Below are 24696 nucleotides of genomic sequence, written 5' to 3'. Positions count from 1 at the left end.
CGGGGCGCCCCCGTTGACGCCTAGTTGGTCACCGGCCGCAGCCGGACCTTGACCTTGACCCGGCCCTGGACGTCGGGCAGCCGGACGGTGAGGCCGTCGGCGTCGAAGTCCGTCCACGGCTTCTCGTCGATCTCGACCGAGGCGACGGCCACCGAGCCCGCGGGCAGCAGGTCCGGCGAGACGCGCAGGATGCGGTCGGGCAGGCCGGTCGGGTCCGGCTTGAAGTGGAAGTCCATCTCCCGGCCGTTGATGAGCAGGTTGTTGTAGACGGCGGCGAGGTAGCACAGCTCCGCCGAGTGGTACATGGACATCGAGTGGCTGCCCTTGAGCCGCTCGGTGCCGAGCAGGTACGGCGTGCCGCTGGCGAGCACGTTGAAGTAGACGGCTCCCTCGTCGTGGTCGAGGAAGAAGGTGTTGTAGAAGGCCTCCGCCTGGCGGGCCTCCTTCTTGAAGTCCTCGCCGCCGAGGGTGCCGTGCAGGATGAGGTAGGCGAGGATCGCCTGCTCCTGCTGCCACCAGGCCTTGCGGTCGTGCCAGGCGAAACGGTACGTCTCCCGGGTCGCGTCGGGCGCCTTGGTCCGCTCGACCACGTCGTACCAGCCGCCCCGCTGCAGGTCGCTGCCGACCCCGGGCATCAGCTCGCCGATCTTCCTGGCGAGGTCGGTGTAGGCCGGCTTGGCCTTGAGCGAGTTCATCCGGAGCAGGTTCCAGGCGATCTTCAGGTTGTGGCCGACCACCGCGCGGTTCTGCTGCCAGCTGTGCGTGGTGTCGTGCGACCAGTCGCGGTGGAAGCGCTCCTGGACGAACGGGCTGTTCTTGTAGTCCGGGAAGCGGTCGGCGATGGTGTCGAAGGTGTACTCCAGGAAGTCGGCGTACTTCTGGTCGCCGGTCGCCAGGTACAGGTTGATCAGGTACGCGGGCGCGTGGTCGCCGACCGAGTTCCAGTTCTTGCGCTCGGCGTTCTCGCCCAGCGACTCGTGGTCGGCGCTGAAGAGGATCGGGTCGATGTGCGAGTAGTAGCCGCCCTGCTCCTCGTCCTTGAAGAACTTGTCGAACAGCCGGATGGTGGCGTCCGCGTCGTTCTTGATCCGGACGTCACCGGTGACCCGGTAGGTCTGGATGGGCCCGGCCAGGGCGTAGATCTGCTCGTACATCGGGATCGCGTCGTAGTCGTCGGAGAACTCCGAGGTGAACAGCTTGCGCTCGGTGTCCCCGTCCACGCTGACGCCGTGGTACCAGAAGACCACGTCCTCCTCGCTGTCCACGACGCGCATGTGCTTGCGCAGGTACTCGGTGCCGCGCTCGGCGACCTCCAGGTACTCGTCCTTGCCGGTCAGCAGGTAGGCCGAGGCCATGCCGTAGACCAGCCGCGAGATGGTGTCGGTCTCCTGGACGTGGCTGGCGGTCTTGTCGCCGCCGAGCCGGATCTCGGTCCGGTACTCGGTGAAGTCGACCGGGCCGTCGCCGAACTGGGCCTTGCGGTAGAAGGAGGCCAGCGACTCGATCTGCTTGACCCACCAGCCGGCCTCCTCGAACCGGTAGTCCTCGGATCCGCGGCCCAGGAAGACCAGGCGCTTGGCGTCGAACCGGCCGCCCTTCTCCGGGTAGTGGACGCCGTACACGAAGAGGAACCGGCCCGGCGAGAGCATCTCGTCGATGTGCCCGGAGGCGTCGATGTAGGGCTCGTCGAGGTTGCGGACCAGCTCGGCACTGGGGTCGCCGGCCAGCGAGACGTCGAAGGCGCGGCCGTCGGCGGTGTTCAGCCGCAGCATCCGGGCCCCGGAGTCGAAGCGGCCGACGTAGCCGGCGATGGTGTCGGAGAAGGAGAAGCTCACGGCGTCACCCATGTGTCACGTCCTTTGTAGTGTCGGCTTCGTCCTGGAACCCCTGGCTGACCTCGACGATCACTCCGTCGGGGTCGCGCAGCCAGACGGTCCGCCAGCCGCAGATGAAGTCGTCGAAGTCCAGCGGGCCGAGCGTGATGTCGGCGGCGTCCCCGATCTCCGCGAGGAAGGCGTCGACGCTGTCGGTCTGGAAGGCCAGGTGCCGCATCCGGCCGGGGGCCTGCGGGCCGTCGTTCCCGGCCGGCGGCCCGGCCGCCGGCTCCGCGCCCGCCGGGAAGAGCTCCAGGTACGCGTCCCCCTTGCGCAGGAACACGATCCGCGAGTCCCCCAGGTTCACCTCCCGGGCCCGGGCGAAGCCGAAGTACCGGGTGTAGAACTCCTCGGTGGTCTTCTGGTCGGTGCAGTTGAGGCCCACGTGTGACCAGTGCATCAGCCGGCCCCCCGGCCCCGCTGGGGGTCCCCCCGGCGGTAGCTGGGGGATGCGATCAGGTCGATGATCCGGCGGGCGAACAGGTGGTGGTGGGCCCCGGTGCGTCCGGTGACCAGGTCGCCGTCGACCACCACGTCCTCGTCCACGTACTGCGCGCCCATGTTGCGGACGTCGCCGATGAGGTTGTTGTGGCAGACCACCTTGCGGCCCCGGACCTTGCCCGGGATGGAGGAGGCCAGCCACATGCCGTGGCAGATGATCCCCTTGAGGACGGTCGGCTCCTCGAAGGCCCGGCGCAGCAGTTCGGTCGCGGGCGCGAGCACGTCCACGTCCTCGGTGTAGCGGAGCCGGTCGGCGACCATCCCGGAGGGCACGATCAGCGCCGAGTACTGGCGCAGCGCCTGGTCGCTCAGCCCCTCCAGGGACTGGTCCGCGGTGAACGGCGCCCGGTACTCGTGCCCGGAGAAGGTGATGGAGTCGTTGCCCCACAGCCGGGTCAGGAAGTCGACCTCGGCGCCCTCCTCGGCGAACCGGCGCTGGTAGTAGAAGATCTCCGGTTCGTAGAAGTCGCTCTCGACCAGGACCGCGATCCGGGTCCCGGTGAGTGCGCCCTCGCGCAGGACGGCATCAGACACGGGTCACCCCCTTCAGGAAGTCCGCCGCGCGCTCGGCGATCATCGCGATGGCGGTGTGGCAGTTGCCGGACGGCACCGCGGGCATCACGCTCGCGTCCACCACCCGCAGGTTGCGTACGCCGTGCACCCGCAGCTGCGGGTCGACCACGGAGAGGTCGTCGATGCCCATCCGGCAGGAGCCGGCCTGGTGGTGGTAGCTCTCGGACTTCTGCCGCGCGAAGGTGCGGAGCTCCTCGTCGGTGACCGTGCCCGGCCCCGGCTGGAGTTCCTGCTTGTACCAGGGCGAGAAGGCGGAGGTCGCGAAGATCTCCCGGGCCAGTTTGACGCCCTGCACCATCCGCTCCAGGTCCCAGCGGTCGCCCAGGTAGTTCGGGTGGATCAGCGGGTGGGCCAGCGGGTCGGCGCTGGCCAGCCGGATCCAGCCGCGGGAGACCGGCCGGACCACGCCCGGCAGGATGGACACCGTGTTGGGGTGGTTCTGGCCGACGATCACGTCGAAGGGCACGTGGACGAAGGCGATCTGCAGGTCCGGGGCGGGCAGGCCGGGCTGCGAGGACAGGAATAGAGCGCTCTCGGAAAGGTTCTGCGCGGGCGCCGGGAGTTGCTGGGTGACCTCGGCCATCAGTCCGGTCAGCACATGGTTGTGGAAGTTCTCGCCGACGCCCGGCACGGCCGCGGTGACCGCGATGCCGTGTTCGCGCAGCCGGTCCGGGGAGCCGATGCCGGAGAGCAGCAGCAGCTTCGGCGATTCGATGGCACCGGCCGCGACGATCACCTCGCGGCGGGCCCGGACGGTGTACGTGCCGGGCTCCCCGGTGGTGCCGGCGGCGTCGGCCACGGTCCGGCCCGGGAAGTCGGCGGGCGGGGCGGTCTGTACGTACTCGGCGCCGGTGCAGGTGTCCCCGTCGAACAGCAGCCGGGTGGTCTGCGCGCCGGTGCGCAGGGTCAGGTTGGGCCGGGTCAGGGCCGGTTCCAGATAGGCGGCCAGGGTGCCCTGGCGGCGGCCGTCGGCCACGTCGATGTGGTGCCAGCCGGTGCCGAACAGGCCGCGGCGCGGCCCGTCGGTGTTGAAGTCGGCGATCTCCTGGTGGCCCAGTTCGACGGCGGCGTCGATGAAGGCGCGGGAGACCGGGTTGGGGCTGTGCCGGCCGGCGTGGGTGATGCGCTGCGGGCCCTGGGTGCCGGTGGTGGCGGCGGTGGCGTCCTCCTGGGCCTCCAGCAGCGCGAAGTACGGGAGCACGTCCTCGTATCCCCAGCCCGCCGCGCCCTGGTAGGCCCAGTTGTCGAAGTCCGAGGCATGGCCGCGGATGTGCATCATGATGTAGAGGTTGCTGCTGCCGCCGGGGGCCTTGCCGCGCGGTTCGTAGGTGCGGCGGCCGGCCAGCCCGGGCTGCGGGATGCTGGTGTAGCCCCAGTCGACGGGCCCGCCGAGCAGCTTGTACCAGGAGGACGGGTCGTCCACCTCGGGCGGGATGCGGTTGCCGCCGGCCTCCAGGACGAGGACGGAGACCTCCGGGTCCTCGGAGAGCCGGTGGGCCAGGACGCTGCCGGCGGTGCCGGATCCGACGATGACGTAGTCGTACTCGGCGGCGCTCACACGGGCTGCCATCGGATCACCACCCCCTTCAGCCCTGGCTCAGGACCTGGAAGGGGACCGTGTCGTGGTAGTTCGCCATGTAGGCGATCTTTCCGTCGGCGATCCGGAAGAAGTTCATCACCTCGGCCTCGATGGCCTCGCCGGAGGCGCTGACGGCGCTGAGGTGGGAGACCGCCGCGGCCTTCTCGCCGTCGCTGTCCACGATGAAGTGGACGGGGCGGTTCTGGAAGACCCGGTACATGTCCCCCATGCCCTTCATCATCGAGCGCAGGGTGTCCAGGCCCTCGATATGGCCGGCCAGCTGCTCGTCCATGACCTGGTCCTCGGCGAACAGGTCGCACCAGCGGTCCCAGTCCCCGGCATTCGCGTACTGGTAGTACTCGGTCAGGATCTGACGCGCGTCCATCACAATCCCCTCATCGGTCCCTGCGGATGCCGTCCGGGCCGAACGGCGCCCAGAACTGGCTGAAGGCGGTGGCCGTGTCGCCGAACAGGCCGTCGCGGCCCTCGACGATCCGGCCGTCGCGCCAGCGCATGAAGTGGAAGACCTGGTAGTCCATCCGCTCGTGGCCGGACGCTCCCGCCTCGCCCGCGCCCGCCCGCCGGGCGACGTTGCGGCACACGTCGGCGGAGCAGTTGTCGCCGGTCAGCACGGCCTCCAGGTCCATCCGGAAGGTGCCGCCGGTGAGCTTGTGGGTCTGCCCCATCAGTTCCAGGAAGGCGTCCAGGCTCTCGTACCAGCCGGCCAGCGGATGGTTCCCGGGGACCAGCCAGCGCAGGTCCTCCGCGTAGTACTCGAGGATCCGGTCCCGGTCCCCGGAGCCCAGCGCCCGGTAGGCGGCCTGCACCCGCTCCCGTGTCACCTCGGTCATCGTCCGCACCCCTCTCAGAGCGAGCCCGAACCGGGCATCGGGGCCAGTTCGTTGACCTCATAGGTCTTGATCTGCGGTCCGTCCGGGCCGGATACGACGGTCCAGGTCTGGTCGGCGTCGAAGCCGAGCCACTGGCTGCGTGCGGCCGGCGGGTCCCAGATCTTGGCCTGCCAGTTGACCAGCACCCGGACGGTGGCGCGGTCTCCGCCGTCCTCGATGACCGGCTCCACCTTGGTGACGGTGTGCACCTCGTCGAAGAAGCGGTGGGTGACGGCCTCGTACCAGCGGCCGAAGCCCCGGTGGCCGGTGAAGGTGTCCTCGGGGACCCGGAACTCCAGGTCACCGGTGATGAAGGCCAGCACCTGGTCCAGCGGGATGTGCTGGTCCAGAGCCACGTACCACTTCTCGGCGAAGCTGCGGATCGCGGATTCGGTCAGCCGCTCGGCGGGCATGGTCCCTCCCTTTCCGGGTCAGATCTGGATGTCGACGAGGAACGGGCCGGGGTGCGCGATCATCCGGCCCACCGCCGCCACGGCCTCGTCCGGCTTCTCCACGCGCATCCCGCCGGCCCCCAGGGACCGCGCCAGCCCGGCGAAGTCGATCTCGGGATGGGAGAGGTCGAAGGAGCCGGGGAACTCGTGTGCGGCGATGTCCCGTTCCCGCCAGTACTGCGCGATGTTGTCGTCGAGCAGCCGGTACTTGCGGTTGTTGCAGACGACGAACTTGGCGTCGATGCCGTGCCGGGCGGCGGTCCACAGCGCCTGAGGGGTGTACATGGACCCGCCGTCGCCGGCGAACCCGACGACCAGCCGGTCCGGCCGGGCCAGTTTGGCCCCGACCGCGCCCGGGAAGCCGACGCCGAGGGAGCCGCCCCGGGTGAGGTGGTAGTCCCCGGGCCGCTCGGCCGGCAGGTACCGGGTGACCAGCGGCGAGGTGGTGAGCGCCTCGTCGAAGACGATCAGGTCGCCGCCGGTCCGCTCGGCCAGGGTGCGCAGGAACACGGCCATCGGCGTGCCGTCCTCCGGCGCGGCCAGGGCCTCGCGGGCCCGCTCCCGGGTGCGTACCTCCAGCCGGGCCGCCGCGGCGGCCCGCTGCTGCGGGGACAGCTCCCGTTCCAGTACGCCGGCCAGGGCGCGCAGCGCCTGCCGGGGGTCGGCGGCCAGGCCCAGGTCCACGGGGTGGTTCTTGGCGATCTCGTAGGCGTTGAGGTCGATGTGGACGATCCGGGCGCCCTCCCGGAACGGGCTCGCCAGTTCCGGGAAGACCTCGGGGAACACATAGGTGCCGACGATGAGCACCCCGTCCGCGTCCGCGATGAGCTCCTTGCTGTGCGGGCCGAACATGTGGCCGGTCTGGCCGCGCCGCAGCGGGTGCGAGGCCGGGATGTTGACCTCGGAGGAGTCGACCTCGTAGACGTCGGCGCCGAGCAGCTCGGCCACGGCGGCGAGTTCGCGCTGCGCTCCGGAGAGCGAGACCCCGTCGCCGATCAGGACGACCGGCCGCTCCGCGGAGGCAAGCAGCCGGGCGGCCTGCCCCACCGAGGCCGGGGAGGGGGCCACATCGGTGAGCGGCACGGTGGCGGGCAGCACGGGCTCGGAGTTGAGCTCGTCCAGGACGTCCATGGGCAGGGCCACGAACACCGGGCCGCGCGGCGGGGTGAGGGCGATCTTCACGGCCCGCCGGACGGTGCGCAGCACCGAGTTCGGGTCGGTGACCCGGGTCGCGTACTTGGTGACCGGGCGGGCCATGGCCACCAGGTCGGCGGCCATCTGGGCGTCCATGGCGTCGTACCGGACCCCGGCGTCGCCCGCGACCACCACCAGCGGGGTGTGGCCGCGGAGCGACTGGTAGAGCATGCCGATGCCGTTCCCCAGACCGACACCGGAGTGCAGCTGGAGCAGGGCGGCACCGCCGGTGGCCCGGGCGTAGCCGTCGGCGATGCCGGCGGCCACCGTCTCCTGGAGGGCGAGGATGTACTGGAAGTCCTGCGCCGCGTCGACCGCGTCGAGGAATCCCTGTTCCACGGTGCCGGGATTGCCGAACATCACCTTCAGGCCGTCGGCCTTGAACTGCTCGATCAGCCTTTCCCGTCCGGGAGTGGCTCCCATGAATTCCCCCTTTCCTACCACCCGTAGCGGGTGAGACCGTCCTCCAGGACTTCCACGATCTTCTGACCCGTGAGATACGAGTCGGGGGTCGAACGCCCGGTGACGAACGGGAAGTCGACGATCACCGAGACGGGCTTTCCGAAATTGCCGTGGTACGCGCCGCGCGGGCCGGTGGCATCGCGCAGGATGTACTCCAGCGGATACGGGGGCGGGCCCATGTTGAAGTCGGTACCGAGGAACCCGGTGCCGTCCTTGTAGTCGTATTCCTTGCAGTGGCCGGTGACGTGCTTGCCCCAGATGATGCTCTTGCGGTCGCTCCAGTCCCGGGCGAAGGCCAGGCAGGCCACGCCGTAGCACTCGGCGGCGACCACCTTGCCGGCCTTCTTGAAGGCGAGGATCAGGGCGTGCACCCGCTCGTTGTTGGCGAGGTCGGCGATCGGGCCGCTGCCGCCCACGATGAGGACCGCGTCGTAGCCGGCGATGTCCGCGTCTAGTTTGTCGAGATCACGGTGGTACTGCTCCAGCTTGCGCAGGTAGCCCTCGTCGCTCGTGTACGGGCGCTCGGGCACCCAGGCCTCGATGTCGAGCGGCGAGTCCAGCCGGCTCGACTGCTCGAACTCGCGTCCCAGCCGGGCGTTCTCCTCGGTGGTCACCGAGCGGCCCAGCGGGGGGTCGATGTAGTTCGCGTCGAGGCTCGGCGGAAGTGCGTGCGCGCGCTTTCCGGTCGGCGTGGCGAATACGACCTCGTAGCCCCGCTCGTCGAACTTCGATACCGGCCCTATCAGTTCTTCGGCCCAGTAACCGTGTTCGGAGACAATGACCAGAATCTTTCTGCTCACGGATTCCTCCAGGCGCCGCCTGTTGTCGTTGGCGTCGTCCACACTGGTGGCGCGGTGGTGCTGCGTCAAAGCGCCCGTGTGCGACTTCGTGAGGTAGACGGCCAGGTCACGGGGACACCTCAGGAAGTCGCCGGGCGAGTTCAGGAAGTCGCTCCCGGACTTCCTGACTTCGGCCGAATCGTTGAACCGCGAGCCGATCTCCGCCTTTATCTTCTGGACGGATCACGGGGACGCTTCACGGGAAGGGGACGGGGCCGATGGACACCATCTGCACGCACATCGATCAGATACGTCCGGTGCGGGCGGGCACGGAGGGCTGCGAGGAGTGCCTGGCCCTCGGCGACGGCTGGGTGCACCTGCGGATGTGCCTGAGCTGCGGGCACGTCGGCTGCTGCGACTCCTCCGGGAACCGGCACGCCACCCGGCACTTCCGGCTCACCGGGCACCCCATCGCCGCCTCCCACGAGCCGGGCGAGGACTGGGCCTGGTGCTACGCCGACCAGCTGATGCTGGACGCGGCATGAGTGCGGCAGCGGAGAGCTCGGCGCAGACCGCCGCGCGGGCAGAGAGCCGCAAGCCGGTCATCCTGGCGGTGGACGACGACCCCCAGGTGCTGCGGGCCGTCCGCCGCGACCTGCGCACCGCCTACGGCGACCGGTACCGGGTGCTGGGCGCCTCCTCGGCCGCCGATGCCCTCAAGATCCTGGACTCGCTCGACGAACGCGGCCACGACCCGGCGCTGTTCCTGGTCGACCAGCGGATGCCGGACGTGACGGGCGTGGAGTTCCTCCTCGAGGCGGTGAGCCGCTTCCCGGACGCCCGCCGGGTCCTCCTCACTGCGTATGCGGAGACGGACGCGGCGATCACCGCCATCAACCGGGTCCGGCTGGACTACTACCTGCTCAAGCCCTGGGATCCGCCGCACGAGCGGCTCTTCCCGGTCCTGGACGACCTGCTCTCGGACTGGCTGGCCACCTACCGGCCGGCCTACGACGGCATCATCGTGGCCGGCCATCTGGTCTCTCCCGGCACCCACGCCGTCCGGGACTTCTTCACCCGCAACGGCCAGCCGTTCCGCTTCCTCAACGTGGAGCGCGACCCCGAGGCGCTCACCGTGATCGCCGACCGCCCGGACGGGTCCCTCCCGCTCGTCCGCTTCCCGGACGGCACGGTGCTGTCCGCACCCACCGACGCGGAACTCGCCCAACAACTGGGGCTGTCCACCACCGCGTCCCGCCCGCACTACGAATGCGTGATCGTCGGGGCCGGCCCGGCCGGGCTGGCCGCCGGGGTGTACGCCGCCTCCGAGGGCCTCTCCACCCTGATGCTGGACTCCCGGGCGCCCGGCGGGCAGGCGGGCACCTCCAGCCTGATCGAGAACTACCTGGGCTTCCCCTCGGGTCTGTCCGGCGGGGACCTGACCCGGCGGGCCACCATCCAGGCCTCGCGGTTCGGCGCGGAGATCCTGCACCCCGTGGAGGTGGTCTCGCTCATCCGTGACGACCCGGCGAAGATCCTCACCCTGGCCGACGGCACGGAGATCTCCGCCGAGACGGTGCTGCTGGCCACCGGGGTGGCGTACAACCGCCTGGAGGCGCCGGGCGCGGACCGGTTCGAGGGCGCGGGCCTGTACTACGGCGCGGCCACCACGGAGAGCTCGGCCTGCATCTCCCAGCACGTGTTCATCGTCGGCGGCGCGAACTCCGCCGGGCAGGCCGCGATCCACTTCGCCAAGTACGCGGCCCGGGTGACCATCCTGGTCCGGGCCGAGTCCCTGGACGCGAGCATGTCCCGCTACCTGATCGACGAGATCGACCGTACGCCCAACATCGAGGTCAGGGTCCACACCACCGTCACCGCCCTGGAGGGCGGCGAGCACCTGGAGCGGATCACCCTCCACGATTCCGAGACCGGCGCGGACACCACGATCCCGGCCCGCTTCATGTTCACCTTCATCGGTGCCCGCCCGCACACGGACTGGCTGGCGGGCGTGGTGGAGCGGGACGACCACGGCTTCGTGCTGACCGGTTCGGACCTGATCGCCAACGGCGGCGAGCTCCCGGCCGAGTGGAGCCTGGAGCGGGCCCCCTACCCGCTGGAGACCAGCGTTCCCGGGGTCTTCGCGGCCGGGGACGTCCGCGCCCACTCGGTGAAGCGGGTGGCCTCGGGCGTCGGTGAGGGGGCGATGGCGGTCTCCCTGATCCACCGGTACCGCTCGATGGGCTGAGAGCGAACACCGGCCGGGAGGGTTGTGATCAAGGCCACAACGGATGCAACGTTGATTACATGATTACAGCCGAACAGAAGGAAGAGCTCCGCGGCTGGTTCGCAGGCCGCCTTCCGGTGGACGTCTACGAGGAGGTCCTCGAGGTCGTGGTCGACCGCGAGGAGATCACCGTGATCGGCCGCCCGCCGGCCCACGAGTCGGCGGCGGATTTCCGGACCCGCACCCGGGAGCAGCGCATCGAGGTGGCCCGCGAGGCCGAACAGCTCTACCGCCGGAAGGTCGCCTGGGGCGTCCGGGTGGGTGACGAGCGCATCCTCTTCACCCACCTGGCCGTGCCGGTGATGACCCGGCTCCGCCAGTCCGAGCGCCAGGTCCTGGACCTCCTGGTGGCGGGCGGGGTCGCCCGCAGCCGGGCCGACGCCCTCGCCTGGTGCGTCCGCCTGGTGGGCCGCAACACCGAATCCTGGCTGGCCGACCTGCGCGAGTCCCTCGACCGGGTCCAGCGGGTACGCGCGCAAGGGCCCGACGTGACAGAGACGACAAACACGGAGGTAGCGGACGCCGACTCCCAGAAGTCCGGATCCGAATGACGGAACCCGCCCCCGGGAACCGATGATCCGGCGAGGGTGGGCGCGGCGGCGCGCACCCGCCGGGCCGATCACAGGGAAGAGGCAACCATGACCACGACCACGACCGTCGAGTACATCCGCTACCGGATCGCGTTGGACGACCAGGCCGCGTTCGAGGACGCCTACCGGCGGGCCGCCGAGTCACTGGCCGCCGCGCCGCAGTGCATCGACTACGAGCTGACGCGCTGCCAGGAGGAACGTGAACGCTACATCCTGCGCATCCGCTGGACCTCGGTGGAGGACCACCTCCAGGGCTTCCGCAAGGGCGAGCACTTCCCGGCCTTCTTCAGCGCGATCCGCCCGTACGTCACGGCGATCGAGGAGATGCAGCACTACCTCGCCACGGATGTGGTGGGCATCGGAAAGGCCGCGTCCCAGTCATGAGCACCCCCACGATCTACGAGTGGATGGGCGGCGCGGAGGCGATGGAACGCCTCACCGACGCCTTCTACGGGCACGCCCTGCAGGACGAGATCCTGGCGCCGGTCTTCGCGGGCATGGACGCCGAACACCCGCAGCACGTGGCGGTCTGGCTCTCCGAGGTCTTCGGCGGCCCGGCCGACTACACCGCCCGCCACGGCGGCCACCAGCACATGGCCACCAAGCACCTGGGCCGCGCCATCACCGAGCGGCAGCGCCGCCGCTGGGTGGACCTCCTCCTGGACACGGCGGACGAGGTCGGCCTCCCGACCGACCCGGAGTTCCGGGCCGTCTTCGTCTACTACATCGAGTGGGGCACCCGAATGGCCCTGATCTACTCGGGCGAGAACCCGCCCCCGGTGGACGCGGCCAAGATCCCCATCTGGACCTGGGGCCAGACCCCACCCTGGATCCCCAAGCCCTGACACCCGCCCCGCGGGACGCGGGAGCCCGCGGCGGGGCCCGGGGCGGAGCCCCGGTTTCGGGAAGGGGCGGGGTGGGGGAACGGCCCCGCGCAGCGGACCCCCGCCCCCCTACCCCTCCGGGCCCGGCTCGGGCTCGGGCCCCGCCGGCGCATCAGCCAACAACACCTCCAGCGGCGCCGCCGCCTCCCGCCAGTACCCCACCGCCTCCTCCAGCACCTCCCGCAACGTCTCCCAGTCCCCCGGCCGGGCCCTGGCAAAGCCCCGCCACGAGCTCACCACCACCACCCGCCCCGGCACGTCCGGCAGCCAGGACAGGTCGATCAGGCAGTCCGCCAGCGCGTCCCAGTTCCGCCCGAACCACCTCGGCAGCGCAAACGCCTCCGCACAGGCATCCATCAGCCCGGCCTTGCTCCGTACGCCGTCCAGATCGAGCCGCAGGGTCGCCCAGCCGGCCGGCCGCGGGTCCAGGGTCATCTCAGAACCGCCTTGAAGCTCTGGTAGTGGTCGTCCGTGTAGTAGAACTCCCCGCCCTGGCCCGTCACGAGCCGCCGGGCCCCCCGGTCCCGCTCCCCCGGGGTCTTCACCGTGAACTCGTGGTAGTAGCCGCGCTTCTGCCGGGGCAGCAGCTTCTCGAAGTTGCCGAAGACCGTCCCGTCCTGCCGGTACGGATAGGGACCGCCCCGGTCGATCAGCACGAGGGTGTCCCGGGCCTCCTTCGGCAGCCGGTCCGCCCGGACGGTCCGCATCCCCGCGGCCCAGCCGGGCGGCGCGGGGGCCGACGCACTCGGCGCGGTCGTCGGGGTGCCCGTCCCGGTGCCGGCGCAGCCGGCCGCCGCACCGGCGGCCACGACCAGGCACAGCAGGACGGCCCCCCACCCGCGCAGCAGCCGTCGGGGCACACTCCGGAAGATCATGGGCCGATAGTGCCAAATATCCGATTCGACAGCGAATCGCCGTACCAGTCGTCCCAGCCGTAGCCAGTCGTGCCTACTGGTCCGGGTCCGCCCGGTCCAGCGCCGGCCGGAGCCCCGGCTCCGACTCGGTCAGCAGATAGTCCGCCGCGGCCGTGTCCGTGACCAGGCTGGTCACCAGACCGGACCGGAGGACCGCCCCGATCGCCGAGGCCTTCCGCAGCCCGCCGGCGATCGCCACCACCTCCGGGATCCGCCGCAGCCGGTCCGCCTCGACGGTGATGCACCGCTCGCCGAGGTCCCGGCCGACCCGTCGGCCCTCCGCGTCGAACAGGTGCGCAGACATCTCCGCGGCGACACCGAGCGAGGCGTAGTGCGCCCGCTCCTCGTCGGAGAGCATGTCGTGCACGGTGGAGATGCCCGGCTCCCAGGAGCCGATGGACACCGCGGCCACCGTCACCTTGTCGAAGTACTCGAAGGCCCGCGCGATCCCGGTCTGGCTGCGCAGGGCCGCCGCCGTCGCCGGATCGGGCAGCAGCATCGGCGCGTAGATCGGGTGCGCGTCCCCGCCCGACACCTGGGCGGCCCGGCGCACCGCCTCCACCGACCCGCGCTCCGCGGTCCCGGCGTCGTACACCCCGGTCAGCTGGACCACGGTGCACTGGGGCAGCCGGTGCAGGGCCGCCGCCATGTGGATGGTCGAGCGGCCCCAGGCCAGGCCCAGCACATCGCCTTCGTTGACCAGCTCGCCGAGGAGGTCCGCCGCCACCGCGCCCAGGTTCTCCGGGTCGGGTGCGTCCTCCGTGACCTCGGCGGGCGATTCGACGACCACGGCGTGCCGCAGCCCGTAGCGGGCGCGCAGGGCGTCCGAGCGCTCCGCGTCCAGCTCGGCCGGCACCCGGATCTCGATGCGCACGAGGTCCCGCTCCAGGGCGGTCTCCAGGACCCTGGCCACCTTGAAGCGGCTCACGCCGAACTCCTCGGCGATCTGGATCTTGGATTTGCCCTCGAGGTAGAAGCGGCGGGCCATGGCCGCCGCCTGCACCAGCTCCGCGGGTCCCATCCGCAGGGCTGACCGTCCCGCCGACATTGCAGACACCGCGTTCTCCTCACTGCTGTTCACACTCTCGACTCGCCGTTCATCCTGTCAGATCCGGCGGCCGTTGATCAGGGCAGACGGCCGACGTTCACCGAGCCGTTCACCAATGCTTGTTTCAGTGGTCACACGCCCAGGGAGCCGCGGCGATCGCGGCACCCGCCTGCTCGCGCAGGGTGCGCACCGCGGCGGCCGGATCGACCGCGCCGTAGACCGCGCTGCCGGCGACGAACACATCCGCTCCGGCCTCCGCACAGCGTTCGATGGTGGACGCCGACACGCCGCCGTCCACCTGCAGCCAGAGCTCCAGCCCGTGCTTGGCGATCAGCTCCCGGGTCCGGCGGATCTTCGGCAGCATCACGTCCAGGAACGGCTGCCCGCCGAAGCCGGGCTCCACCGTCATGATGAGCAGCATGTCGAGCTCGGGAAGGATGTCCTCGTACTGCTCGACGGGGGTGGCCGGCTTCAGGGCCATCGAGGCCCGCGCACCCTTGGCCCGGATCTCCCGCGCCAGCCGGACCGGTGCCCCGGCGGCCTCGGCGTGGAAGGTGACGGACCCGGCACCGGCCTCCACGTACTGCGGGGCCCAGCGGTCGGGGTCCGCGATCATCAGATGCAGGTCCAGCGGGATGTCCGTGGCGCGGCTGAGGGACTCCACGATCGGCATCCCGAGCGTGAGGTTCGGGACGAAGTGGTTGTCCATGACGTCGACGTGCAGCCAGTCGGCCCCCTCCACCGCCTTCGCCTCGTCGGCGAGTCGGGAGAAGTCCGCGGACAGGATGCTGGGATTGATCTGAACGGCCATGCCCCAAGCCTGCCATGCCCGCGCCCGCCTCCGGTCCCGACCCCGAATCTCCCGCAGGGCCCCGCGGCGGCCGGGCGGCCGGTTACGCCGTTGCGTTCGCGTACCCGGCCCGGCACCCCTCCGGAGGAACCCGCTACGCGGTGCGGCGCAGCAGGGCCAGGTACATGGCGTCCGTGCCGTGCAGGTGCGGCCAGAGCTGGATGTCCGGGCCGTCACCGAGCGCCGGTACGCCCGGCAGCAGCGGACGGGCGTCGACCGGCTCGGCGGACACCGGCCCGGCGCCCGCGCCCCGGCCCTTGAGGACGTCCTCCACCACGGCCCGGGTCTCCGCCAGATGCGGGGAGCAGGTCGCGTAGCCCACCACGCCGCCGACCCGGACGGCCGCCAGCGCCTCGCGCAGCAGCGACCGCTGGAGCGGCCCGAAGCCCTCCAGGTCCTCCGGGCGGCGCCGCCACCGGGCCTCCGGGCGGCGCCGCAGCGCACCCAGGCCGGTGCACGGGACGTCCACCAGGACGCGGTCGAAGGAGCCCGGCAGCCACGGCGGCCGGGTGCCGTCCGCCGTAATGACCTGGTACGGACCGGGATTGCCGGCCAGTGCCCGCTCCACCAGCCGGGCCCGGTGCGGCTGCCGCTCCGAGGCCAGCAGGAAGGCGCCCCGCTCCGCGGCCAGCGCGCCCAGCAGGGCGGCCTTGCCGCCGGGGCCGGCGCAGGCGTCCAGCCAGCGCGCGTCCGAGCCCTCCACGGGGGCGTTCGCAAGGGCGATGGCCACCAGCTGGCTGCCCTCGTCCTGCACGCCCGCGCGACCCTCGCGGACCGGTTCCAGTGCGCCGGGTTCACCACCCTCCGCGAGCCGTACGGCGTACGGGGACCAGCGGCCCGGCAGCGCGGAGTCCGCGCCGGCCACCTCGAGCAGCTCGGCCGGGGTGGACCGGCCGGGCCGGGCCACCAGGGTGACCTCCGGCCGCTCGTTGTCGGCCTCCAGCAGGTCCTCGATGCCGGCGCGGCCCCCGCCGAGCGCGTCCCACAGCGCGGAGACCACCCAGCGCGGGTGCGAGTGCATCACCGCGAGGTGCTGCTCGGCGTCGTCCTCGTACGGCGGGGCCACCTGCTCCAGCCAGCCGTCCAGATCGTGCGCGGAGATCTTGCGGAGCACCGCGTTCACGAACTTGGCCCGGCCGTCGCCCAGCACCACCCGCGCCAGCTCCACGGTGGCCGAGACGGCCGCGTGGGGCGGGATGCGGGTGCCGAGGAGCTGGTGGGCGCCGAGCGACAGCACGTCCAGCACCGGCGGGTCCACCTCGCGTAGCGGCCGGTCGATACAGGCCGAGATGATCGCGTCGTAGGTGCCCTGGCGGCGCAGCGTCCCGTAGACCAGCTCGGTGGCCAGCGCCGCGTCCCGCGTCTCGAAGTCGGCGTTCTGGCGGGCCTTGCGCAGCAGCGGCGGCAGCACGAGGTTGGCGTACGCGTCACGCTCGTCCACCGCCCGCAGCACCTCGAAGGCAAGGATCCGGACGGGGTCCTTCTTCGGACGGCGGTGCGGCTTGGCGGGGCGACGGGGCTGATCGCTCACGTGAAAGGTGCTCCGGAGGTACGAGGAGGAGAAACGGTGGGGCTGTCCGACCAGCGTACGGGCCGGGGTGCGCGGGGTCAGGCCAGCCGCTCGCCGGCGGCGATCCGTACGCCGCGGGCCCAGTCGGCGCCGCGCATCGGCTTCTTGCCCTGCGGCTGCACCCAGAGCAGCTCCACGGCGTGCGAGCCGGTGCCGACGTACACGTTGTTCTTGGCGACGCCGAGCTCGCCGGGGGCCAGGTCGGTCCGGTCGGCCACCAGGCCCACCGAGATCAGCTTGAGCCGCTCCCCGCGGAAGAGCGTCCATGCGCCGGGCGCCGGGGTGCAGCCGCGGACCACCCGGTCGGCGCGCAGGGCCGGGGCCGTCCAGTCGACCCGGGCCATCTCGACGGTGATCTTCGGGGCCTGGGAGAGGCCCTCGGGGGACTGCGGGACGGCCCGCAGGGTGCCGTCCTCGATGCCGTCCATGGTGGCGGCGAGCAGCCCGGCCCCGGCGAAGGCCAGCCGGGTGAGGAGGTCGCCGCTGGTGTCGGTGGGCCGGACTTCCTCGGTGAGCACCCCGAAGACCGGGCCGGAGTCCAGGCCTTCCTCGATCTGGAAGGTGGAGGCACCGGTCACCTGGTCGCCGGCCAGGATCGCGTGCTGGACGGGGGCCGCGCCGCGCCAGGCGGGCAGCAGCGAGAAGTGCAGGTTGACCCAGCCGCGGGCCGGGATGTCCAGGGCGCTCTTGGGGAGCAGGGCACCGTAGGCGACGACCGGGCAGCAGTCCGGGGCGATCTCGCGCAGCCGGGCCTGGAACTCGGGGTCCTTCGGCCGGAGCGGCTTGAGCACCTCGATGCCGGCTTCCTCGGCGCGCTCGGCGACGGGGCTGGCGACCAGGCGCCGGCCGCGGCCGGCGGGTGCGTCGGGGCGGGTGACGACGGCGGCCACCTCGTGCCGCCCGGAAGCGATCAGGGCGTCCAGGGCGGGCACGGCGACCTCGGGGGTGCCTGCGAAGACGAGCTTCACTGGATTCCTACCTCGCTATCTCGGTGCTGTTGCGGCTGCGGCTGTCAGCAGCACACCAGTCTATGCGGCGGCGGTTGAGGGGGCGTACGCACATCCGCGCGCCTCACGCATATGCCGACACGCCCCCCGTGCGTGACTTCCGGGCCGTATGGAGCGTTGGTCAAGAGAGATTGACCGAAACGGGCCGCGTTCTGAACGGTGTGCGGCCCGATCCGCTCTTCAGCACCGGTTCGAGAGGCTTGTTCATGGCCGACCACGCCACCCACGACGCCCAAGCGCGGGCCAGTCTGCACCTGTTGGTGCGGGACATCGAGCGGGTCCGCCGGCAGGTGGATGCTCTGCGTACGCTCACCGCCCAGCTCGGCAACGTCTACCGCCCGCGCCGCTCCGGTCCCTCCACGGGCTTCGTCGTCTACGGCCGGGCGCCCGCGCCGACCGTCCGCCTCGCGCAGGAACTGCGGGACAGCGTCGAGACGCTGGTCACCGCCGCGGTGGACTTCGACCGCTCACTCGGGTTCTCGTGGGACGCGGTCGGCTCCGCGCTCGGGGTGACCAAGCAGGCCGTGCACCGGCGGTACGGGGCCCGCCGGGCCCAGTCCGCGGAGTCGGCGGAGCAGCCGGCCGAGGGCACCACCACCCGGACCCTGGGCATGCCCACGGTCCCGGCGGCCCGCTCGGTCCCCCCGCAGCCGCTGCGCGAGGAAACGGCCTCGGCCGGCTCCGCCGCCCGGCCGGCGGCCTTCCCGGGGCCGCGCAACGGCTGACGCGCCGGGCCCGCACCCGAGGGCGCCGCACCGGGGCCGGGGTCTTCAGACCGCGGCCCGGCGGCTGTCGGGGCGGGACCAGGGGCGGTGACCGGGGGCGGGACCGGGGCTAGAAGTTGATCATGTGGCCCGCCAGGCCGTGCACCGCCTCCTTGACCGCCTCGCCCAGCGTGGGGTGCGCATGGACGTTGCGGGCGACCTCATGGACCGTCAGGTCCCACTGCTGGGCCAGCGTCAGCTCCGGCAGCAGTTCGGTGACATCCGGTCCGATGAGATGGGCGCCGATGATCTCGCCATGGGTGGCGTCGCTGATCAGCTTCACAAAGCCGACCGTGTCGCCCAGGCCGTGCGCCTTGCCGTTGGCGGTGAAGGGGAACTTGGCGACCTTGACGTCGAAGCCCTGCTCCCGGGCCTGCGCCTCGGTCCAGCCGAAGCTGGCGATCTGGGGCTGGCAGTACGTCGCCCGCGGGATCATCGGGTAGTCCAGCTCCATCGTCTCCGCGCCCGCGATCGTCTCGGCCGCGACCACGCCCATCGCCTCGGCGGTGTGCGCCAGCATCAGCCTGGCCGTGACGTCCCCGATGGCGAAGATGTGCGGCACCGAGGTGCGGCAGCGGCCGTCGACCTCGACCGCGCCGCGCTCGGTGACCCGTACGCCGGTCGCCTCCAGGCCGTAGCCGGTGACGTTCGGCGCGAAGCCGATCGCCTGGAGCACCCGGTCGGCCTCCAGGACCTTGGCGGTTCCGTCGGGGCCGGTGACCGTCACCCGGACCTGCGGGCCCGAGTCGTCGATCGACTCCACCCGGGTCGAGGTCAGCACCTCGATGCCCAGCTTGCGGTACTGACGGGCCAGTTCGGCGGACACGTCCGCGTCCTCCAGGGGCGCGATCCGGTCCAGGAACTCGACGACGGTGACCTTCACCCCGTAGTTGTGCAGGACGTAGGCGAACTCGATGCCGATGGCCCCGGCGCCCGCGATCACGATGGACTGCGGCACCTCCTCGGCGAGGATCTGCTCCTCGTACGTCACCACGCGCTCGCTGAGCCGGGTGCCGGGCAGCAGCCGCGGCGTGGCCCCGGTGGCGAGGATGCAGTGGTCGAAGGAGACCGACCGGCTGCCGCCGTCCGCCCCGTCGACCCGGAGGGTGTGGGCGTCGAGGAAGGTGCCCCGGCCCTCGATCTCGGTGATGCCGTTCTTCTTCATCAGGTAGTGGACGCCCTTGACCCGGCCGTCCGCGACCCGGCGGCTGCGCCGGAACGCCTCGCCGTAGTCGAAGGAGACCTCGCCGTTCACCTTGATGCCGAAGGTCTTGGCCTCGTGCGTGAAGAGGTGCGCGAGTTCGGCATTGCGCAGCAGCGCCTTGGTGGGGATGCAGCCGACGTTCAGGCAGACACCGCCCCAGTACTTCTCCTCCACCACGGCGACCCGCTTGCCGAGTTGGGCGGCGCGGATGGCGGCCACGTAGCCGCCGGGCCCGGCCCCGAGGACGACGAGGTCGAAGTGCTCTTGCATGGACTTCCCTTCGGATCACCCTGCAGAAGAAATCTGTACCGGAGTTGATTGTCCGCCAGATGCAGCCGGGTCAGCCGATGTGGGGCGGATCGATGCGCACGCGGACCGCTTCCGAGGCCGGCACGCCGCGGGCCAGCCGGGCCGCCTGCGCCGACTTCAGCGCCGCGGCCAGCGCCGCCCCGCTGCCCGGCGGGACGCGCACCAGGGCGCGCTCGCCGGCCGGGGGTTCACCGCGCCGCGACGGCAGCGGCACCGGGCCCAGGACCTCGGCGTCCGGGGGGAGTTCCACCGCGGCAAGGAAGGAGGCCACCGCCTCGGCGGCGCCCGCCACCGAGGCCATCCGGGAGACCGGCGGGAAGCCCAGCTGGGCGCGCTCCGCGAGCTCCCGCAGGGCGTGGCCCACCGGGTCCCAGCGGACCAGGGCCTGCACCGGGCGGAGCGTCGGCTCCGCGACGATCACGACCGTGCCGTCCGGCCGGACCAGGGAGGACGCGCCCAGCCAGCGGCGCAGCGCCTCCTCGCCGGCCCGGAGATCGGGGCGGCCCAGCATGGCCCAGCCGTCCAGCAGCAGGGCCGCCGCATAGCCCTCCCCCGCGGCCACCGGCTCGGCACCCGGGGTGGAGACCACCAGGGCCGGCCGGTCCGGGACCAGGTCCAGGATGTGGTCCCGGCCGGAGGTGCGCACCGGGACGGCGGGAAAGGCCCGGCCGAGCTCCTCGGCGGTCCGGCGGGCGCCGACCACCTGGGCGCGCAGCCGGAACGAGCCGCACTCCTCGCAGTGCCAGGTGCTTTCGGAGCGCCCGCACCAGCCGCAGGTCAGTTCCCGTTCGTCCGGGGCCTCCAGCGGGCCCGCGCAGGCCGTGCAGCGGGCGGGGGTCCGGCAGCGCTCGCACGCCAGCCGGGGGACGTAGCCGCGCCGGGGCACCTGGACCAGGACGGGGCCGGTCTTGAGGCCTTCCCGTACGGTCTCCCAGGCCAGGCTGGGCAGCCGGGCGGCGCGGGCCGCCTCGTCCCGGGCCAGGAGCTCGTCGCCGACGGTGCGGATCCGGGGGGCGGTGGCCCGTACGGTCTCCCGGTCGGCGACCAGCGGCCGGGCCCAGCCGGATTCGACCAGCTGGGCGGCCTCGACCGTGCAGGAGGTGCTGCCGGCCAGGAAGCCGCAGCCGTCGCCGACGGCGCGGAGCTCCAGCACCTCGCGGACGTGCGGGAACGGGGCGTTGTCGGCGCTGTGGCTGGAGTCTCCGTCGTCCCAGATCGCGACCAGGCCGAGGTCGCGGACGGGGGCGAACATGGCGGCCCGGGTGCCGATCACGGCGCGCACCGAGCCCCGGTGCACGGCGAGCCACTCCCGGTAGCGCTTCTCCGGGCCCGATTCGGCGGTGAGCAGGGCGTGCCGGCCCTCGCCGACGAGGGCGGTGAGGGCCGTGTCGACGCGGGCTGCGGTCCTGCCGTCGGGGAGGACGGCGAGGGCGCCGCGGCCGGAGGCGAGGGCGGCGGCGAGGGCGCGGGCCAGTTCCTCGGCCCAGCCGGGGCCGGGCAGCGCGGTCCAGACGGCGCGCGGGTTCCCCCCGCCGGCCAGGGCCCGGAGGAAGGCCGGTCCGGCCGGGTAGCGCGCCCAGCCGCCGGGCTCGGGCGCGGGGGGCGGCGGCAGCGGCTCCGGGGAGGGCTTGGCCTCGGCGCGGGCGTTGCGCGGGGGCAGGGCCAGCTGGAGTACGTCGGCCAGGCTGCCCGCGTACCGGTCGGCGACGGCCCGGGCGAGGGCGAGCATCCGGGGGCTCAGGACGGCTTCGGGCGAGACGACCTGGGCGAGGGCGGCCAGCGGGCCGTGGTAGTCGGTGTCGGCGCGGCGCTCGATGACGAATCCGTCGATGAGCCCGCCGCCCTCGCGGCGCCCGCCGTGCACCTGGTGGGCGCCGGCGCCGAACCGGACCCGGACCCGGACACCGGGCTGGGCGGCTTCGGAGAGCTCCTCGGGGACGGCGTAGTCCCACAGCTGGTCCAGATGGAGCACGCCCTTGTTGACCAGGATCCGGGCCACCGGGAGGTCCTTGGCGAGGGCTGCGCCCCGCCAGGTGCGGGGTTTGGCCTTGGGTGCCTTGGCCTTCGCCTCGGCGACCAGTCCCCGGATGAGCGCGAGCTGCTCCGGCGGTCCGCCCGGACTCCCGTCCGCCGGCCGCTCCCCCGACTCGTTCTCGCTGCTCACAGCAGCATTCTTACCAAATGGCACCGACAGCGCCGGAGGGCCCGGACCGTTCCCGGTCCGGGCCCTCCTCGGGTCTGCGGCTGGATTACAGGCCGGCGGCGGCGCGCAGCGCGTCGACGCGGTCGGTGCGCTCCCAGGTGAAGTCCGGCAGCTCACGGCCGAAGTGGCCGTACGCGGCGGTCTGGGCGTAGATCGGGCGCAGCAGGTCGAGGTCGCGGATGATCGCGGCCGGGCGGAGGTCGAAGACCTCGGCGATGGCGGTCTCGATCTTCGCGATGTCGATCTTCTCGGTGCCGAAGGTCTCGACGAACAGACCGACCGGCTCGGCCTTGCCGATGGCGTACGCGACCTGGACCTCGCAGCGGGAGGCCAGTCCGGCGGCGACGACGTTCTTGGCGACCCAGCGCATGGCGTAGGCGGCGGAACGGTCGACCTTGGACGGGTCCTTGCCGGAGAAGGCACCGCCACCGTGGCGGGCCATGCCGCCGTAGGTGTCGATGATGATCTTGCGGCCGGTCAGGCCGGCGTCGCCCATCGGGCCGCCGATCTCGAAGCGGCCGGTCGGGTTGACCAGCAGGCGGTAGCCGTCGGTGTCCAGCTTGATGCCGTCCTCGACGAGCTCCTTGAGCACGTGCTCGACCACGAACTCGCGGATGTCGGGCGCGAGCAGCGAGTCGAGGTCGATGTCGGCCGCGTGCTGCGAGGAGACGACCACGGTGTCGAGGCGGACGGCCTTGTCGCCGTCGTACTCGATGGTGACCTGGGTCTTGCCGTCGGGGCGCAGGTACGGAATGGTCCCGTTCTTGCGGACCTCGGAGAGGCGGCGGGAGAGCCGGTGCGCGATGTGGATCGGCAGCGGCATCAGCTCGGGGGTCTCGTCGGTGGCGTAACCGAACATCAGGCCCTGGTCGCCGGCGCCCTGCTTGTCGAGCTCGTCCTCGTCGCCCTCGACCCGGGTCTCGTACGCGGTGTCGACACCCTGCGCGATGTCCGGGGACTGCGCCCCGATGGACACCGACACGCCGCAGGAGGCGCCGTCGAAGCCCTTCTTCGAGGAGTCGTAGCCGATCTCCAGGATCTTCTCGCGGACCAGCTGGGCGATCGGCGCGTACGCCTTGGTGGTCACCTCGCCCGCGATGTGGACCAGACCCGTGGTGATCAGGGTCTCCACGGCGACGCGGGACGTGGGGTCCTCGCGCAGCAGGGCGTCGAGAATGGTGTCGCTGATCTGGTCAGCGATCTTGTCGGGGTGGCCCTCGGTGACGGACTCCGAGGTGAAGAGACGGCGGGACACATCGCTCCCTGGGGTTGCAGCGGCTGCTGGCTGATCATTTGGCGGCACGGTACCGGGGGCTGCGCCCGGTCACGTTCCGGGTTCAGCTTATCGGGCGCGGCCCCCCGCAAGACCACCTGTCTCGCCTTCTGGGAGCTGTGTGACCTGCGGCACTCCATTCTGACCCTACACGGAACCGGGGAACAAGGGTCGTGGATTCCGCCCGGTCGGGTCAGAGTCGCGGCGCCACCTGGTCCCACAGGAGATCGGCCAGGGCCTCCTTCGGACCATAGGGCACAGGGGTTTCCGTGCCATCGATCGAAAGGATCACGGCCTCGTTCTCCTCGGAACCAAATGTCTTGCGCTCCCCGACCTCATTGACCACCAGCAGGTCGCAGCCCTTGCGGAGCAGCTTGCTCCGTCCGTTGGCCAGGACGTCGTCGGTCTCGGCGGCGAACCCGACCACCACCTGACCGGGCCGCGCCCGGTGGGCGGAGATCTCCGCGAGGACGTCCGGATTACGTGTCAGGTCGACCGGGGCCGGCTCCTGTCCGTCCTGCTTCTTGATCTTTCCGGCCGCGTAGGCGACCGGCCGGAAGTCGGCCACTGCCGCGGCCATCACCACCGCGTCCGCGTCGGCCGCCGCCTTCAGCACCGCCTCCCGCAGCTGCAGGGCGGTCCCGACGCGTACGACATCGGCCCCGGCCGGGTCGGGCAGTGCGGTGTTGGCGGCGATCAGGGTGACCCGGGCGCCGCGGGCCACGGCGGTACGGGCGAGGGCGTAGCCCTGCTTGCCGGAGGAGCGGTTGCCGAGGAACCGGACCGGGTCGAGCGGCTCGCGGGTGCCGCCCGCGCTGATCACCACATGGCGGCCGGCCAGGTCGGATTCGGTGATGCCGCGCCCCTGGCCGCTCCTCCTGAGGACGTGGCGGCAGACCTCGAAGATCTCCTCGGGGTCGGGCAGCCGGCCCTTGCCGGTGTCCTTGCCGGTGAGCCGGCCCACGGCGGGCTCGATGACCAGGGCGCCGCGCCGCCGGAGGGTGGCCACGTTCTCCTGGGTGGCGGGGTGCTCCCACATCTCGGTGTGCATGGCGGGGGCGAACACCACCGGGCAGCGGGCCGTGAGCAGTGTGTTGGTGAGCAGGTCGTCGGCGAGTCCGTGCGCGGCCTTGGCCAGCAGGTCGGCGGTGGCCGGGGCGACCACCACCAGGTCGGCGCCCTGGCCGATCCGGACGTGCGGCACCTCGTGCACGGTCTCCCAGACCTCGGTGGAGGCCGGGTTGCCGGAGAGCGCGGCCCAGGTGGCCTCGCCCACGAAGTTCAGCGAGGACTCGGTCGGGACCACCCGGACCTCGTGTCCGGACTCGGTCAGCCGCCGCAGCAGCTCGCAGGCCTTGTAGGCGGCGATCCCGCCGCTGACCCCCAGGACCACCTTCGGCTTGCTGCCCACTGCTACTCCCGTGATCGGTTGTCGTCGGTACCCATGACACACCACAGGCCCGGCAGAGGCACTGCCGGGCCTGTGGTG

25 protein-coding genes are annotated in these 24696 nt (G+C 71.9%); 6 read left to right on the top strand and 19 right to left on the bottom strand.

Annotation, left to right across the window (positions count from 1 at the left end):
• Positions 1-20: 20 nt before the first annotated feature.
• Genes DEJ50_RS27895 through DEJ50_RS27855 form a run of 9 tightly spaced genes read right to left on the bottom strand, consistent with a single transcriptional unit; the run spans position 21 to position 8325 of the window.
• Positions 21-1847: an AGE family epimerase/isomerase gene (locus DEJ50_RS27895; RefSeq protein WP_150210841.1), complete on the bottom strand. Its 1827-nt coding sequence runs from the start codon at positions 1845-1847 to the stop codon at positions 21-23.
• Positions 1840-2274 (bottom strand): VOC family protein, encoded by a 435-nt coding sequence (locus tag DEJ50_RS27890; protein WP_150210840.1) that lies wholly within the window; start codon positions 2272-2274, stop codon positions 1840-1842. The genes DEJ50_RS27895 and DEJ50_RS27890 overlap by 8 nt, the downstream gene beginning before the upstream one ends.
• Positions 2274-2909: a DJ-1/PfpI family protein gene (locus DEJ50_RS27885; protein WP_150210839.1), complete on the bottom strand. Its 636-nt coding sequence runs from the start codon at positions 2907-2909 to the stop codon at positions 2274-2276. The genes DEJ50_RS27890 and DEJ50_RS27885 overlap by 1 nt, the downstream gene beginning before the upstream one ends.
• Entirely contained in the window at positions 2902-4518 is a 1617-nt protein-coding gene (locus DEJ50_RS27880) for a GMC family oxidoreductase (protein WP_150210838.1), read from the bottom strand. Before DEJ50_RS27880 ends, DEJ50_RS27885 begins: the two co-directional genes overlap by 8 nt.
• Before the next feature lie 16 nt (positions 4519-4534).
• Positions 4535-4912: a nuclear transport factor 2 family protein gene (locus tag DEJ50_RS27875; RefSeq protein WP_150210837.1), complete on the bottom strand. Its 378-nt coding sequence runs from the start codon at positions 4910-4912 to the stop codon at positions 4535-4537.
• 10 nt (positions 4913-4922) lie between these two features.
• Entirely contained in the window at positions 4923-5378 is a 456-nt protein-coding gene (locus tag DEJ50_RS27870; RefSeq protein WP_150210836.1) for a nuclear transport factor 2 family protein, read from the bottom strand.
• Between the two features lie 14 nt (positions 5379-5392).
• Positions 5393-5830 (bottom strand): nuclear transport factor 2 family protein, encoded by a 438-nt coding sequence (locus DEJ50_RS27865; protein WP_150210835.1) that lies wholly within the window; start codon positions 5828-5830, stop codon positions 5393-5395.
• An 18-nt stretch (positions 5831-5848) separates the two neighbouring features.
• Positions 5849-7486 carry a thiamine pyrophosphate-binding protein gene (locus DEJ50_RS27860; protein WP_150210834.1) on the bottom strand — a complete coding sequence of 546 codons (1638 nt, stop codon included), beginning with the start codon at positions 7484-7486 and terminating at the stop codon, positions 5849-5851.
• A gap of 14 nt (positions 7487-7500) precedes the next feature.
• Entirely contained in the window at positions 7501-8325 is an 825-nt protein-coding gene (locus tag DEJ50_RS27855; RefSeq protein ID WP_150210833.1) for a type 1 glutamine amidotransferase domain-containing protein, read from the bottom strand.
• Between the two features lie 257 nt (positions 8326-8582).
• Between DEJ50_RS27855 and DEJ50_RS27850 the strand changes: the two genes are divergently transcribed.
• The 5 genes from DEJ50_RS27850 to DEJ50_RS35455 all read left to right on the top strand — a co-directional run bounded on the left by DEJ50_RS27850 (position 8583) and on the right by DEJ50_RS35455 (position 12026).
• Complete coding sequence (locus DEJ50_RS27850; protein WP_150210832.1) at positions 8583-8849, top strand: UBP-type zinc finger domain-containing protein; 267 nt, start codon at positions 8583-8585, stop codon at positions 8847-8849.
• On the top strand, positions 8846-10552 hold the full coding sequence (locus tag DEJ50_RS27845) for an FAD-dependent oxidoreductase (RefSeq protein ID WP_150210831.1): 1707 nt from the start codon (positions 8846-8848) through the stop codon (positions 10550-10552). The genes DEJ50_RS27850 and DEJ50_RS27845 overlap by 4 nt, the downstream gene beginning before the upstream one ends.
• A 59-nt stretch (positions 10553-10611) precedes the next feature.
• Complete coding sequence (locus DEJ50_RS27840; RefSeq protein ID WP_150210830.1) at positions 10612-11142, top strand: hypothetical protein; 531 nt, start codon at positions 10612-10614, stop codon at positions 11140-11142.
• A gap of 87 nt (positions 11143-11229) precedes the next feature.
• A complete protein-coding gene (locus DEJ50_RS35460) occupies positions 11230-11565 on the top strand; it encodes an antibiotic biosynthesis monooxygenase family protein (RefSeq protein ID WP_317852564.1) in 336 nt (111 codons plus the stop codon).
• Complete coding sequence (locus DEJ50_RS35455) at positions 11562-12026, top strand: group II truncated hemoglobin (protein WP_317852563.1); 465 nt, start codon at positions 11562-11564, stop codon at positions 12024-12026. Before DEJ50_RS35460 ends, DEJ50_RS35455 begins: the two co-directional genes overlap by 4 nt.
• Positions 12027-12134: 108 nt before the next feature.
• Here the strand turns inward: DEJ50_RS35455 and DEJ50_RS27830 are convergent, their stop codons facing one another.
• From DEJ50_RS27830 to fmt, 6 genes are all read right to left on the bottom strand, one after another.
• Positions 12135-12500 (bottom strand): barstar family protein, encoded by a 366-nt coding sequence (locus DEJ50_RS27830; RefSeq protein WP_150210829.1) that lies wholly within the window; start codon positions 12498-12500, stop codon positions 12135-12137.
• Complete coding sequence (locus tag DEJ50_RS27825) at positions 12497-12940, bottom strand: ribonuclease domain-containing protein (protein ID WP_150210828.1); 444 nt, start codon at positions 12938-12940, stop codon at positions 12497-12499. Before DEJ50_RS27825 ends, DEJ50_RS27830 begins: the two co-directional genes overlap by 4 nt.
• A 73-nt stretch (positions 12941-13013) precedes the next feature.
• Entirely contained in the window at positions 13014-14027 is a 1014-nt protein-coding gene (locus tag DEJ50_RS27820; RefSeq protein WP_150212399.1) for a sugar-binding transcriptional regulator, read from the bottom strand.
• A 124-nt stretch (positions 14028-14151) separates the two neighbouring features.
• Complete coding sequence (rpe, locus tag DEJ50_RS27815; protein WP_150210827.1) at positions 14152-14838, bottom strand: ribulose-phosphate 3-epimerase; 687 nt, start codon at positions 14836-14838, stop codon at positions 14152-14154.
• A 133-nt stretch (positions 14839-14971) separates the two neighbouring features.
• On the bottom strand, positions 14972-16408 hold the full coding sequence (locus tag DEJ50_RS27810; RefSeq protein ID WP_150210826.1) for an RsmB/NOP family class I SAM-dependent RNA methyltransferase: 1437 nt from the start codon (positions 16406-16408) through the stop codon (positions 14972-14974).
• Positions 16409-16485: 77 nt separating this feature from the next.
• On the bottom strand, positions 16486-17415 hold the full coding sequence (gene fmt / locus DEJ50_RS27805) for a methionyl-tRNA formyltransferase (protein WP_150210825.1): 930 nt from the start codon (positions 17413-17415) through the stop codon (positions 16486-16488).
• Positions 17416-17660: 245 nt separating this feature from the next.
• Here fmt and DEJ50_RS27800 point away from each other — a divergent pair, with 245 nt between their 5' ends.
• Positions 17661-18179, top strand: a complete 519-nt coding sequence (locus DEJ50_RS27800; RefSeq protein WP_150210824.1) for a hypothetical protein — start codon at positions 17661-17663, stop codon at positions 18177-18179.
• Between the two features lie 109 nt (positions 18180-18288).
• On the opposite strand, the gene lpdA is transcribed toward DEJ50_RS27800, so the two are convergent.
• The 4 genes from lpdA to coaBC all read right to left on the bottom strand — a co-directional run bounded on the left by lpdA (position 18289) and on the right by coaBC (position 24618).
• Positions 18289-19692: a dihydrolipoyl dehydrogenase gene (gene lpdA / locus DEJ50_RS27795; protein WP_150210823.1), complete on the bottom strand. Its 1404-nt coding sequence runs from the start codon at positions 19690-19692 to the stop codon at positions 18289-18291.
• Positions 19693-19762: 70 nt separating this feature from the next.
• Positions 19763-21895: a primosomal protein N' gene (locus DEJ50_RS27790; RefSeq protein WP_150210822.1), complete on the bottom strand. Its 2133-nt coding sequence runs from the start codon at positions 21893-21895 to the stop codon at positions 19763-19765.
• An 85-nt stretch (positions 21896-21980) separates the two neighbouring features.
• Complete coding sequence (metK, locus tag DEJ50_RS27785) at positions 21981-23189, bottom strand: methionine adenosyltransferase (protein WP_150210821.1); 1209 nt, start codon at positions 23187-23189, stop codon at positions 21981-21983.
• A 211-nt stretch (positions 23190-23400) separates the two neighbouring features.
• Positions 23401-24618 (bottom strand): bifunctional phosphopantothenoylcysteine decarboxylase/phosphopantothenate--cysteine ligase CoaBC, encoded by a 1218-nt coding sequence (gene coaBC, locus DEJ50_RS27780; protein WP_150210820.1) that lies wholly within the window; start codon positions 24616-24618, stop codon positions 23401-23403.
• Positions 24619-24696: the final 78 nt, after the last annotated feature.

This window comes from Streptomyces venezuelae (genome assembly GCF_008642295.1).
In the GTDB taxonomy this organism is placed as follows: domain Bacteria; phylum Actinomycetota; class Actinomycetes; order Streptomycetales; family Streptomycetaceae; genus Streptomyces; species Streptomyces venezuelae_C.
This window is presented reverse-complemented; position numbering and strand designations above follow the sequence as displayed.